Genomic DNA, 11,835 nt, shown 5'->3' with positions numbered 1-11,835 from the left:
TATGTGGACAACCCGCGTCGGGGCCAGCCTGGCAAACAGGGCAGAATTGGAGCATGTACCTGCTGCTCGCCGCCCATCCTCGCGGAGCGGCCCTCCAGCAAGTGACGCAGGCGGGACTTCCCGAGCCAGCCAACCCCGAACCCCGGCCGGTGGCACTGACGGACCTTGCCGCCGTCGTCCGCGACATGGAAACCCGGCGCCCCGGCGGGCAGCCGCCCCGCTGGATCTGGCACCGCACGCAGGACTGGTACCCCGGACTGCTCGCATCGGGGGTGGAGGTGGAGCGCTGCTACGACGTCAGCCTCTGCGGCAACATCCTGGCCTTCTCGCAGTTCAGTGCGCACACGGAGTACGCCCAACACACGGACAGGGTACCCGTTGAGGATCCGCTGCTGCCCCCGAAAGCGCTGCAGCCGCCGCGTCCCCCGGCGGACCAGGGTGCCTTGTTCGATGACCCCGGCGTCGGGGCCGCGTCCGGCTGGTCCCTCGAGGAGCTCCGTGCCGAATACGCCGCGCAGCAGGCCGCAGTGACTGCCGTGGACGCGGCGGAAAACCGCCGGAACCGGCTCCAGCTGCTGCTCGCGGCGGAGTCCGCGGGCGCCATGGTGGCAGCTGAGATGCAGCACGCAGGCGTTCCCTGGCGGGAAGACCTGCACGAACAAATACTGGCAGACCATCTGGGTCCCCGACCCGCCACCGGACAGCGTCCGCAGAGACTTGAGGCGCTGGCCGGTGAACTGCGTACCCTGCTCAATTCCCCGGGGCTGAATCCGGACTCGCCGCAGGACCTGATGCGCGCCCTGCACCGCAACGGGATCGAGGTGAAGAGCACGCGGAAGTGGGAGCTGAGGGAGTCCAGCCACCCGGTCATTGAGCCTTTGCTGGAGTACAAGAGCCTTTCCCGGCTGCACACCGCCAACGGCTGGTCATGGCTGGATGCCTGGGTGGACGGCGGCCGGTTCCGCCCCGAGTACGTGGTGGGCGGCGTGGTCTCGGGCCGCTGGGCTTCCCGCGGCGGCGGCGCACTGCAGATTCCCCGCCAGGTCCGCGGTGCCGTGCATGCCGATCCCGGCCACAAGCTGATCGTCGCGGACGCGTCCCAGCTCGAACCCCGGGTCCTGGTGGCCCTCGCGCAGGATTCCTCCATGGCGGAGGCGGCCCGGGACCAGGACCTTTACGCCGGCATCGCCGCCAAGGGCTTCGGCGGGGACCGGGCCAAGGCGAAGATGGCGCTGCTGGGCGCGATGTACGGGGCAACATCCGGTGAAGCAGGCCGGCTGATGCCACAGCTGGCGCGTACCTATCCACGCGCCGTCGACTTCGTTGAGCGGGCCGCACGGGCGGGTGAAGCCGGTGGAACGGTAACCACCAGGCTGGGCCGCAGCAGCCCTCCTCCGTCCGAGCGCTGGTTCCTGAGCCAGCGCTCGGCAACGGCTGAGGAGCAGCGGCGGGCAGAGTCGATCGCCCGGTCACGGGGCCGCTTTACGCGGAACTTCGTGGTCCAGGGCTCGGCGGCGGACTGGGCGGCATGCTGGCTGGCGGAATTACGACGACGGCTGCGCACCCTTCGGGCGGCAGGTGCGGCAGGTGCGGCCGGCGGGGCCGGCAGGCCGGAACTTGTCTTCTTCCTGCACGACGAAGTGATGGTGCACGCACCGGTTGAGGGGGTGCCGGCGTGCATCGCCGCCATCGAGGAGGCGGCCAGCGCGGCCAAGGAGCTGTTGTTCGGCCGGATTCCCGTGGAGTTTCCGGTAAGCCTTGCCGTTGTCGACTCTTACGACCTCGCCAAATAAGCGTGCCGCTGGGTCGGCAAGAAAACACGCCTTCGAGACGCAAAGTAATCTACCCGGCAGTAGCTCGACGGGTGCCATGACGGCGGTTACAGTCAAAAAGGCTGAAGCAGATCCGGCCACTGATGCAACGACGCATACCAGGAGGTCCCCGTCCATGGCGGGAAGATTTGAAATACACCGTGTTGGGGACGAGTCCTACCGGCTTCAGCTCACCGATGCCGAAGGGAAGATCGTTGCGGTTTCTCCGACCTTCCCGTGCTTGACCATGCTGCGCGACGGAATCAAGGCCGTGCGGGAAAATGCCGCCACGGGCATCGTGGTGGACTTGCGCCGGCAGGCCTGACGCCTAAACCCGCACCGGGTGCAGCCGGTTCCGGTCCCAGGGGACGGACCAGCCGAGCTGGTCGAACAGCCCGCTCAGCACAATGCCGGTGAAACCCCACACCACCACGCCGTTAACTGTGAAAGCCGGGCTGTCGAAGGTGCGGCCTGCCCGGTGGACGGTGGCCATCACCCGGTTGTCCGGGTCCAGCAGGTCCCGGACCGGGACACGGAACACCTGGGCCGATTCTCCGTAGTCCACCACCCGGACCGGTGACGGTGCGTGCCACCACCCAAGGACCGGCGTCACCAGGAAGTTGCTGTGCGCCAGGCCCAGCTCCTGGAGGGTGCCCAGCACCTCGACGCCGGCCGAATCCAATCCGGTTTCCTCCTCGGCTTCCCGGAGCGCGGCCGCCACGGCCGTCTCGTCCCGGTCGATGCTGCCGCCCGGGAACGCCACCTGCCCCGGGTGCGACCCCAGGGTGTGGGCGCGTTCCAGAAGCAGGACGTCCAGGTCTGCCGGGGCCAGCGGTTTACCGGACGCGGCCGGGACGTCGTCGAGCACGCCGAAAAGCATGAGGACCGCGGCCCTGCGGGCGCGCTCAATATCCACGGTCAGCGCGGCCCAGCGCGGGTCAGGGGGGCCGGCCGTCCCCGACTCCGCCCGGCGGACCAGCCGGGCCAGGTCTTCGCGTGCGCTCACGGGGCCCTCAACTGGGAAGCCATCCGGATTTCTGCCGCACGGTGCTGTTCGGACAGGTACTGATCCAGGAGGGCTTCGCTGCCGGGTGCAAGCTCATATTTCAGGAGCTTGGCGGCCTTGTCCGGATCCATCTCCCCCAGGCCGTAGGAGGGGCACCAGTTGGCTACGGGGCAGGCACCGCAGGCGGGCTTGCGGGCATGGCACACGCGGCGGCCATGGAAGATGACGCGGTGGGACAGCATGGTCCAGTCCCTGCGCTCAAAGAGCCCGGCTACGTCCTGTTCGATCTGCACGGGGTCCTCGGACTGTGTCCAGCCGAACCGCTTGGCCAGCCGGGCGAAGTGGGTGTCCACGGAGATGCCCGGGACGCCGAAGGCGTTACCCAGCACCACGTTGGCTGTTTTGCGCCCGACGCCGGGCAACGTGACCAGGTCCTTCATCCGGCCCGGAACCTCGCCGTCGAAGTCGTCCACGAGCCGCGTACACAGCGCGAGGACATTCCTGGCTTTGGCCCGGAAGAATCCGGTGGGCTTCAGGATCGCTTCAAGCTCCGCCGGGTCCGCTTCCGCCAGTGAGCGGGCGTCAGGCCAGCGAGCGAACAGCACTTTGCTGACCTGGTTGACGGTGACGTCGGTGGTCTGGGCGGACAGCACGGTTGCCACGAGCAATTCGAAGGGGTTGCGGAAATCGAGCTCCGCGTGGGCGTAGGGGTATTTCTCGGCCAGCGCTTTGTTGATGCGCCGCGCCCGGCGCTTCAACGCCAGCACGGATTCGGAAGAGACCACCGGCATGCCGGGAGCCTGGCCGCTGTTCGCGGCATGCCCGGCGGGGTCATTCCCGCCGGGCTTGGCCGCCCGGAGCCCGGCCATGGACGTCAGCCGCGCTCGATGTTGCTGAGGTCCCGCAGGATGCCCAGCCGGCCGTCAGTATGCTGGACCAGGAATTCGTGTCCCCGGTCCTCCAGGGCCAGGACCCACCCGCCGGGTTCAATCACGAAGGCAGGTGCCCCGGTGCGCGGATCAAAGGCGGTGCGGTGCTGTGCGACGGCGAACCAGAAAGCCTCATGGACCGGCTGTCCGTCAGTCTCGTCATGGCGGGCAGCAGGGTCCACTGTTGCGCCAATGGGCTCTTCCGTTCGGACCTGCTGGTGCACCGCGGTGGCGGCCGGTGGCTCCCATGCCGGCTGCGGGGCCCCCGCTGCCGGCACATCGCCATGCTGGGTTTCCTCCGCCGCGGGGGTCGGGGCCGGGCGGACGACGTCGGCGGCCTGGGTTGGCGGTCCGGCCTCCACCTCAGGGGTCCGGGCCGGGCGGACGACGTCGGCGGCCTGGGTTGGCGGGCCGGCCTCCACCTCAGGGGTCCGGTCCGAGACCTCGGGGGCGGTGGAAACGGGAGTGGACGGTGCAGCCGCGGAAGGTGCCGCGGTGGAAGAAACAGGGGCGGCCGCTGCGGAGGGTGCAAGTACAGCGGCCGTGGCGGGTGAGTGGGCAGAGCGGGACGGCTCGTGGCCGGCGGATCCCGGCTGGACCGCGGAAGATCCGGCCCCACCGCCGCCAAAGACGCCTGCACCCTTGATACCGAAACCGGTCTTGGCCTGGCCGGAGCCGGACTCCGGCTTGGGCGGCTTGGGGGCGCGGGGCTTCCGCGCCGGCACTGCGGCTTCTCGTGCCACGATATGGGCCGGGGCATCGGCACGGCCCTTGAAATCACCGGCGAGATACGGGATGAAGCGGCCCAGGACCGTTGCGGCGAAAAGGACCAGCGAGCCGATCAGGCCCACCAGCAGGCTGGTGACATAGCCGCCCGCAATCGACAGGAAGAAGAAGGCAACGGCGAAGGAGGCCACTACCGAGGCGAACTGGTCGATCGACAGCGACCCCACCCGGATTTTGGTGCCGGGTGCCAGGCGGCGTGCGGCGAACAGTGCGCTGGCGATCAGCGGCAGGATGATACCCAGCCCCAGGAAGAACAGGTTGTTGAGGTTCCACAGGTTGTACCGCGCGCCGAACAGGGGCAGCAGGGAAGCGACGAAGAGGATCAGGGTGCCGGCAAAAACCGCGAGGTCGCGCACGGTAAACGGACCGAGCACGGCTTGGTTGGCGTTCGGGTCAATCCTTCCCGAGCCTGCCTTCTGCCCTGGAGCGGCGCTGCCGGCAGGGGTTTGGTGGCCTGGCCCCCCGGCGGGTTCGGAGCCGCCAGGTCCCGCTTGCGTTTGCGGGGCCATTCGCTGGCCGAAGCTCTGCTGGTTCATTCTGCTCTCCTTAGCGTGGCGGCACCGGGACCGTACGGACCCGAAAACTGCGCCGTCTTGACATGCGGTCCGGCGCCGGCCGGGCGCGGTTCATGCCTGGCCGAAGTGGTCCGAAGTGAAGTCACAATTCCATCTCAGCCTAGTCAACAGCCAAGCTGATCACTAGCTGGCACGGGCCCGCCGGAGTGGCTGGAAAGTGACCGGCGGACCATTCACCGCTTAACAAATGCCGTTCGCTGCCGCATCTGTGACGGCGGGCACATCGGATGCACGGCAAGCATTAGGCTTGGATGCGGAACAGCTCTTTGCGGTATGACCGTCCCGGCTGGAGCCCAGTGCCGCGCGAACGGCGGGCCCTGCGGTGATGGCGTCCCGCGCGGCGACGATCGATGAATGATGAGGTTCATATGTCCCAGGACACCCCCAGCACCACGGCCACGGTTCCGTCCGATTCCGCCCCGGCCGCAGGTCAGCACGGCCAGCAGGGCGACGCCTTCGCGAACCTGTTGCATGAGACCCGGGCTTTTCCTCCCAGCGCCGAGTTTGCGGCGGGTGCCGTCGCCACGGCGGCCGAGTACGACGATGCGAACGCTGACCGGCCGGCGTTTTGGGCCAAGAAGGCGCGGGAGCTGCTGACGTGGTCCAAGGACTTTACGCAGGCGTTGGACTGGTCTGATCCGCCGTTCGCGAAATGGTTTGTCGGCGGGGAAGTCAACGCGGCCTACAACGCCCTGGACCGTCATGTCGAGGCCGGCAACGGCGACCGGGTGGCCATCTACTTCGAGGGTGAGCCCGGTGACACCCGCACCTTCACCTATGCGCAGCTGACCGAAGAGGTCAAGAAGGCGGCCAATGCTTTCGAGTCCTTGGGCGTGGCCAAGGGTGACCGGGTGGCCGTGTACCTGCCGATGATCCCGGAGGCCGTGATCACGTTGCTGGCCTGTGCCCGGATCGGCGCCGTCCACTCGGTGGTGTTCGGCGGGTTCTCCGCGGAGGCGCTCCGGTCCCGGATCGACGACGCCGAGGCCAAGCTGGTGGTGACCGCTGACGGTACCTACCGGCGCGGCAAGCCGAGCCCGCTGAAGCCGGCCGTGGACGAGGCCCTGGCCCACGACGGCCACACCGTACAGAACGTGGTGGTGGTCAAGCGCAACGGGCAGGACGTTGACTGGCACGAGGGCCGGGACCACTGGTGGGCGGACACCGTGGGCGCTGCATCCACGGAACACACCGCGGTGGGACACGATTCCGAGCACCCGCTGTTCATCCTCTACACCTCCGGCACCACCGGCAAACCCAAGGGGATCCTGCACAGCACCGGCGGGTACCTGACCCAGGGCGCATACACGCACAAGGCGGTCTTCGACCTGCACCCGGAAACGGACGTCTACTGGTGCACGGCCGACGTCGGCTGGGTCACCGGACACTCCTACGTCGCCTACGCCCCGCTCATCAACGGCGCCACCCAGGTCATGTACGAAGGCACCCCGGACTCCCCGCACCAGGGCCGTTGGTGGGAGATCGTGGAGAAATACAAAGTCTCCATCCTCTACACCGCCCCCACCGCCATCCGGACGTTCATGAAGTGGGGCCGGGAGATCCCGGACAAGTACGATCTCACCTCCCTCCGCGTCCTTGGCTCCGTGGGCGAATCCATCAACCCCGAAGCCTGGATGTGGTACCGGGACGTCATCGGCGGCAACAAGACCCCCATCGTGGACACCTGGTGGCAGACCGAAACCGGCGCCCAGATGATCGCCCCGCTGCCGGGCGTCACCGCCACCAAGCCGGGCTCGGCCCAGGTTCCGCTGCCTGGCATCGCGGTGGACGTGGTGGACGAGATGGGTGAATCCGTCCCGAACGGCCACGGCGGCTTCCTGGTGATCCGCGAGCCCTGGCCGGCCATGCTGCGCGGCATCTGGGGCGACCCCGAACGGTTCAAGGACACCTACTGGTCCCGGTTCGAAAACATGTACTTCGCCGGCGACGGTGCCAAGAAGGACGAAGACGGTGACATCTGGCTCCTGGGCCGGGTGGACGACGTCATGAACGTCTCCGGGCACCGGCTCTCCACCACGGAGATCGAATCCGCCCTGGTGTCCCACCCCGCCGTGGCGGAGGCCGCCGTCGTGGGCGCCTCGGACGAGACCACGGGCCAGGCCGTCGTCGCTTTCGTCATCCTCCGCGGCGATGCCGTGAACAACGGCGACGCCACCGTCCAGGAACTGCGCAACCACGTGGGCAAGGAAATCGGCCCGATCGCCAAGCCCAAGAACATCCTGGTGGTCCCGGAGCTGCCGAAGACCCGCTCCGGGAAGATCATGCGCCGCCTCCTCAAGGACGTCGCGGAAGGGCGCGACCCCGGCGACGCCACCACGCTCTCCGATCCCACGATCATGCAGCAGATCGCCCAGTCGCTCAGAAAGTAACACTGGCTTAGTATCAGGTCTCTAACCGCCGAATGGCCCCGTATTTCCCGTTATCACGGGGAATACGGGGTCATTCCCGTTTGTGACGATTCAAAAAAATCAACACGTAAAATGTTATTTAGCGTTCTTCCCTGTTCGCTTTTGCGAGGTTATAGTCAACCTATGTGAGGTGTCTCACACGCGGCTATTTTTCAAGGGAGAGAACATGGCTTCACAGTTTGATGCGTCGGCCTCCGCATTTCCGAGCAGGCGGACCATCCTCAAGACGGTCGGCGTAGGAGCGGCTGGCCTGGCCGGCATCCCGTTCCTCGCCGCCTGCACCGGCGGCAGCGCACCGTCGGCAACGGGGTCGGAATCCTCCGGCCTCACCTTCGGTTCCGGGGCCTCGGATGACGTGCCCAAGCGCGCCTACCAGGCCGTTACGGACGCTTTCACCGCCAAGACAGGCAAGACCGTCACCACCAACGTGGTACCCCACAACGATTTCCAGAACAAGATCAACTCCTACCTCCAAGGCTCCCCCGACGATACGTTCACCTGGTTCGCCGGATACCGGATGCAGTACTACGCGGGCAAGGGACTGCTGGCACCTATTGACGACGTCTGGCAGACAGTGGGCGCCAACTATTCGGATGCGCTGAAGAAGGCGTCCACCGGTCCTGACGGGAAGATGTACTTCATTCCCAACTACAACTACCCGTGGGGGTTCTTCTACCGGAAGAGCCTCTGGACCGAAAAGGGCTACCAGGTCCCCGCAACGTTCGATGACCTCAAGGCCCTGGCAACGAAGATGAAGGCTGACGGCCTGATTCCCATCGGTTTTGCCGACAAGGACGGCTGGCCGGCCATGGGCACGTTCGACTACATCAACATGCGGCTCAACGGCTACCAGTTCCACGTGGACCTCTGCGCCCACAAGGAGTCCTGGGACCAGCAGAAAGTCAGCGCCGTCTTCGACACCTGGAAGGCACTCCTGCCCTTCCAGGACCCGGCAGCCCTGGGCCAGACCTGGCAGGACGCCGCGAAAGCCCTGGAGGCGAAGAAGACTGGAATGTACCTTCTTGGTTCGTTCGTCACCCAACAGTTCACCGACCCCACCGTCCTGGCCGACATCGACTTCTTCGCCTTCCCCGAGATCGCCATGGAGGGCAGGGACTCGGTAGAAGCCCCCATCGACGGACTGCTGCTGTCCAAGAAGGGCGGAGACAACAAGGCCGCCCGCGACTTCCTGGCGTTCCTCGGCACACCGGAGGCGCAGAATGCCTACGCCAAGGTGGACTCATCAAACATCGCCACCGCCAAGGGCGCGGACACCTCGTCGTTCACGCCGCTGAACAAGAAATGCGCTGACACCATCGCGAACGCGAAGAATATCAGCCAGTTCTTTGACCGTGATGCCCTGCCGGCCATGGCCAACAACGTGATGATTCCGGCCCTGCAGACGTTCATCAAGGACGGCACCATGGACGTCAAGAACCTTGAGGCCCAGGCCAAGACCCTGTACGCAGCGCAGTAGCCCTGCCCAAGGAACGACGACGGCGGCACTTGGCGTGCGCCGTCGTCGTTCCCCTCCTGCATCCGGACCAAGCAAGGGGAAGAATCCCATGAGCAGCACCGCACAAGAACTTATCCCGCCGGAGTCCAGGGACCCGGCCGGCACGCCCTCGAAGAGGCGGCCCGGACGTGGCCGGGTACGCCGCCTGTCCAGCCGGGACAAACTGGTCCTGGCCCTCATGGTGGGGATCCCCACCCTGATAGAACTGATGCTGGTCTGGCTGCCCATGCTGATGTCCGTCGGGCTGAGCTTCAGCCGCTGGAATGGCCTGGACCTGGCCGACCTCCGCCCGGCCGGCACCGACAACTACCAGTTCATCACGCAGGACTACCCGCCATTCTGGCCCGCGGTACAGCACAACATGCTGTGGCTGTTGTTCCTCGCCCTCATCGCCACCCCGCTGGGCCTGCTCCTTGCCGTACTCCTGGACCAGAACATCCGCGGCAGCAAGATCTACCAAAGCATCTTCTTCGCCCCCGTCATGCTGTCCCTCGCCCTGATCGGCATCATCTGGCAGCTGTTCTACCAGCGTGACAATGGCCTGCTGAACTTCATCCTGGGAACGGCCGGGACGCCGCAGGCAGTGGACTGGTTCGGCGATTCGTCAATCAACATCTGGGCCGCCATGATCGCCGCCACCTGGCGCCATGCCGGCTACGTCATGCTGCTCTACCTGGCCGGCCTCAAGGGCGTGGACCCCAGCCTGAAGGAAGCGGCCGCCATCGACGGCGCCTCCGCGACGCAGACCTTCTTCCGGGTGGTCTTCCCGGCCATGCGGCCGATCAACATCGTCATCGTAGTCATCACCATCATCGAGTCCCTGCGCGCGTTCGACGTTGTCTACGTGATCAACCGCGGCACCAACGGCCTGGAGATGCTCAGCGCACTGGTCATCCAGAACCTCGTGGGCGAAGGCCAGGTGATCGGCGTCGGCTCCGCGCTGGCCGTGGTGCTCCTGGTGATCTCCCTTGTCCCCATCGTTTTCTACCTCAGCCGCACCTTTGGCAAGGAGAACAGAGCATGAGCAATGTTGCAGCCCGGCCCAGGCCGGTTCCCGCAGACGCCGGAGCCCGGTCCGGGAGCCGCCCCAAGCGGCACTACGGAACCCACATCTTCCTCACCGTCATGGCCATCGTGTGGCTGGTACCGCTCGGCTGGTCCGTTTTCACCGCGCTCAGGCCGGTGGCCTCCACCAACCAGTACGGGTACTTCAGCCTGGCCGGCGCGTTCAACTTCGACAACTTCATCCAGGCCTGGACCCAAGGCGGGTTTTCCACGTACTTCTGGAATTCGGTGATCATCACCGTCCCGGCCGTGCTGCTGACGCTGCTCCTGGCCTCACTCATGGCCTTCGCCGTCAGCCGGGTCAACTGGAAGTTCAACATCACGCTGCTCATCATGTTCACGGCCGGCAACCTCCTTCCGCCGCAGGTACTCGCCGCACCCCTGTTCGAGATGGCCAAGCACCTGACGGTGCCCTACTCGTTCAGCGATTCCGGGAACATGCTCAACACCTACATCATCGTGATCGCGGTGGACACCGCGTTCCAGATGGGGTTCTGCACCTTCGTGCTGTCCAACTACATGAAAGCGCTGTCCGCAGACCTGACCGAAGCAGCCCTGGTGGACGGCGCGGGCATCTGGCGGCAATACCGGGAAATCATCCTGCCGCTGTGCCGGCCGGCGTTCGCCGCCCTGGGCACGCTGGAGGTCATCTTCATCTACAACGACTACTTCTGGCCACTGCTTTTCATCCAGAGCGGCAACCGGCTCCCCATCACCACCGCCATCAACAACCTCCAGGGACAGTTCCTGAACAACTACAACCTCCTGGCGGCAGGTGCGGTCATCACCGTCATCCCCACCCTGATCATCTACCTGCTCCTGCAGCGCCAGTTTGTGGCGGGGCTGACTCTTGGTTCCAGCAAGGGGTAGGCAAAGATTGAACGTGAACGGGACACTCCTCCCTTAGCCGCCCGAAAGGAACTCCATGCTCCCCGCAGCACGTCACCAGGCCATCGTGGACGCCGTCCAGCGGGAAAGGGTGGTCCGTGTGTCCGACCTCGCCCACCAGCTGGGTGTCTCGCTCATGACGGTCCGGCGGGACATCGAGCTGTTGGAGGAGGGCGGCCGGGTGGAGCGGATCCACGGCGGTGCCAAGCTCCCCGGCGGGGCAACCACCCATGAGCCCGGCTTTGAACTGAAGTCAACCCAACTGCCGGCCGAGAAGCGCGCCATTGCGGCCGAAGCCGCGAGAATGGTGCATGAAGGCATGGCGGTGGGCCTCAGCGCAGGAACCACCACCTGGGCGCTGGCCCAGGAACTGGCCAAGGGGCCCCGGATCACGGTGGTGACCAACTCCGTGCGCATTGCGGACCTGTTCCACCACGGGGCGGCGTCCGGAGCTTCCCGCTATGGTTCCACCGTGATCCTGATCGGCGGCGAACGCACGCCGTCGGACGCCCTGGTGGGGCCGATCGCCACTGCGGCGCTGAAGCAGCTGCACCTGGACCTGCTGTTCCTGGGGGTGCACGGCATGGATCCCGAAGCCGGGTTCACTACCCCCAACCTGTTGGAGGCGGAGACTGACCGCGCATTCGTGGCGGCGTCCCGCAAGCTGGTAGTGGTGGCGGACCACACCAAGTGGGGCACGCAGGGCATGAGCACCATCGCCGCGCTCGAGGAAGCGGACGAGGTCATCAGCGATTCCGGCCTCAGCGCAGATGCCCGCCGGACCCTGCAGGAGCGCGTCAGCCGGCTGCGGATCGCCGCCCCGGCCTGAG

10 protein-coding genes are annotated in these 11,835 nt (G+C 66.3%); 7 read left to right on the top strand and 3 right to left on the bottom strand.

What is annotated here, in order from left to right; translation table 11 throughout:
- Positions 1-53: 53 nt before the first annotated feature.
- Positions 54-1,793, top strand: a complete 1,740-nt coding sequence (locus AB4Y79_RS00180) for a bifunctional 3'-5' exonuclease/DNA polymerase (RefSeq protein WP_441857593.1) — start codon at positions 54-56, stop codon at positions 1,791-1,793.
- A 154-nt stretch (positions 1,794-1,947) separates the two neighbouring features.
- Positions 1,948-2,136 (top strand): YegP family protein, encoded by a 189-nt coding sequence (locus AB4Y79_RS00175; RefSeq protein ID WP_441857591.1) that lies wholly within the window; start codon positions 1,948-1,950, stop codon positions 2,134-2,136.
- Positions 2,137-2,139: 3 nt separating this feature from the next.
- On the opposite strand, the gene AB4Y79_RS00170 is transcribed toward AB4Y79_RS00175, so the two are convergent.
- The 3 genes from AB4Y79_RS00170 to AB4Y79_RS00160 all read right to left on the bottom strand — a co-directional run bounded on the left by AB4Y79_RS00170 (position 2,140) and on the right by AB4Y79_RS00160 (position 5,068).
- Complete coding sequence (locus AB4Y79_RS00170; protein WP_441857589.1) at positions 2,140-2,817, bottom strand: NUDIX hydrolase; 678 nt, start codon at positions 2,815-2,817, stop codon at positions 2,140-2,142.
- Positions 2,814-3,608 carry an endonuclease III gene (gene nth, locus AB4Y79_RS00165; protein WP_441858285.1) on the bottom strand — a complete coding sequence of 265 codons (795 nt, stop codon included), beginning with the start codon at positions 3,606-3,608 and terminating at the stop codon, positions 2,814-2,816. The genes AB4Y79_RS00170 and nth overlap by 4 nt, the downstream gene beginning before the upstream one ends.
- Before the next feature lie 83 nt (positions 3,609-3,691).
- Positions 3,692-5,068 (bottom strand): hypothetical protein, encoded by a 1,377-nt coding sequence (locus AB4Y79_RS00160; protein WP_441857587.1) that lies wholly within the window; start codon positions 5,066-5,068, stop codon positions 3,692-3,694.
- A gap of 407 nt (positions 5,069-5,475) precedes the next feature.
- On the opposite strand from AB4Y79_RS00160, the gene acs reads away from it, so the two are divergent.
- The 5 genes from acs (at position 5,476) to AB4Y79_RS00135 (ending at position 11,834) form a co-directional block, all read left to right on the top strand.
- On the top strand, positions 5,476-7,497 hold the full coding sequence (gene acs / locus AB4Y79_RS00155; RefSeq protein ID WP_441857585.1) for an acetate--CoA ligase: 2,022 nt from the start codon (positions 5,476-5,478) through the stop codon (positions 7,495-7,497).
- 205 nt (positions 7,498-7,702) lie between these two features.
- A complete protein-coding gene (locus tag AB4Y79_RS00150) occupies positions 7,703-9,013 on the top strand; it encodes an ABC transporter substrate-binding protein (RefSeq protein ID WP_441857583.1) in 1,311 nt (436 codons plus the stop codon).
- Between the two features lie 88 nt (positions 9,014-9,101).
- Positions 9,102-10,076 (top strand): carbohydrate ABC transporter permease, encoded by a 975-nt coding sequence (locus AB4Y79_RS00145; RefSeq protein ID WP_441857581.1) that lies wholly within the window; start codon positions 9,102-9,104, stop codon positions 10,074-10,076.
- The gene (locus AB4Y79_RS00140; protein WP_441857579.1) at positions 10,073-10,987 is read left to right on the top strand and encodes a carbohydrate ABC transporter permease; all 915 of its coding nucleotides are present in this window, start codon (positions 10,073-10,075) and stop codon (positions 10,985-10,987) included. The genes AB4Y79_RS00145 and AB4Y79_RS00140 overlap by 4 nt, the downstream gene beginning before the upstream one ends.
- A 55-nt stretch (positions 10,988-11,042) precedes the next feature.
- Positions 11,043-11,834, top strand: coding sequence for a DeoR/GlpR family DNA-binding transcription regulator (locus AB4Y79_RS00135; protein ID WP_441857577.1), 792 nt, complete (start codon positions 11,043-11,045; stop codon positions 11,832-11,834).
- Position 11,835 lies beyond the last annotated feature (1 nt).

Origin of the sequence: Pseudarthrobacter sp. YAF2 (genome assembly GCF_052113345.1) — a bacterium.
Lineage (GTDB): Bacteria > Actinomycetota > Actinomycetes > Actinomycetales > Micrococcaceae > Arthrobacter.
The sequence above is the reverse complement of the archived record's forward strand: the minus strand, read 5'-3'. Positions and strand labels throughout refer to the sequence as shown.

What these genes read in the sequence shown, in the direction of transcription:
- nth (WP_441858285.1), bottom strand. Translation starts at nt 3,608, where the DNA reads ATGCCGGTGGTCTCTTCCGAATCCGTGCTGGCGTTGAAGCGCCGGGCG.
- AB4Y79_RS00175 (WP_441857591.1), top strand. Translation starts at nt 1,948, where the DNA reads ATGGCGGGAAGATTTGAAATACACCGTGTTGGGGACGAGTCCTACCGG.
- AB4Y79_RS00140 (WP_441857579.1), top strand. Translation starts at nt 10,073, where the DNA reads ATGAGCAATGTTGCAGCCCGGCCCAGGCCGGTTCCCGCAGACGCCGGA.
- AB4Y79_RS00150 (WP_441857583.1), top strand. Translation starts at nt 7,703, where the DNA reads ATGGCTTCACAGTTTGATGCGTCGGCCTCCGCATTTCCGAGCAGGCGG.
- AB4Y79_RS00135 (WP_441857577.1), top strand. Translation starts at nt 11,043, where the DNA reads ATGCTCCCCGCAGCACGTCACCAGGCCATCGTGGACGCCGTCCAGCGG.
- AB4Y79_RS00180 (WP_441857593.1), top strand. Translation starts at nt 54, where the DNA reads ATGTACCTGCTGCTCGCCGCCCATCCTCGCGGAGCGGCCCTCCAGCAA.
- acs (WP_441857585.1), top strand. Translation starts at nt 5,476, where the DNA reads ATGTCCCAGGACACCCCCAGCACCACGGCCACGGTTCCGTCCGATTCC.
- AB4Y79_RS00145 (WP_441857581.1), top strand. Translation starts at nt 9,102, where the DNA reads ATGAGCAGCACCGCACAAGAACTTATCCCGCCGGAGTCCAGGGACCCG.
- AB4Y79_RS00160 (WP_441857587.1), bottom strand. Translation starts at nt 5,068, where the DNA reads ATGAACCAGCAGAGCTTCGGCCAGCGAATGGCCCCGCAAACGCAAGCG.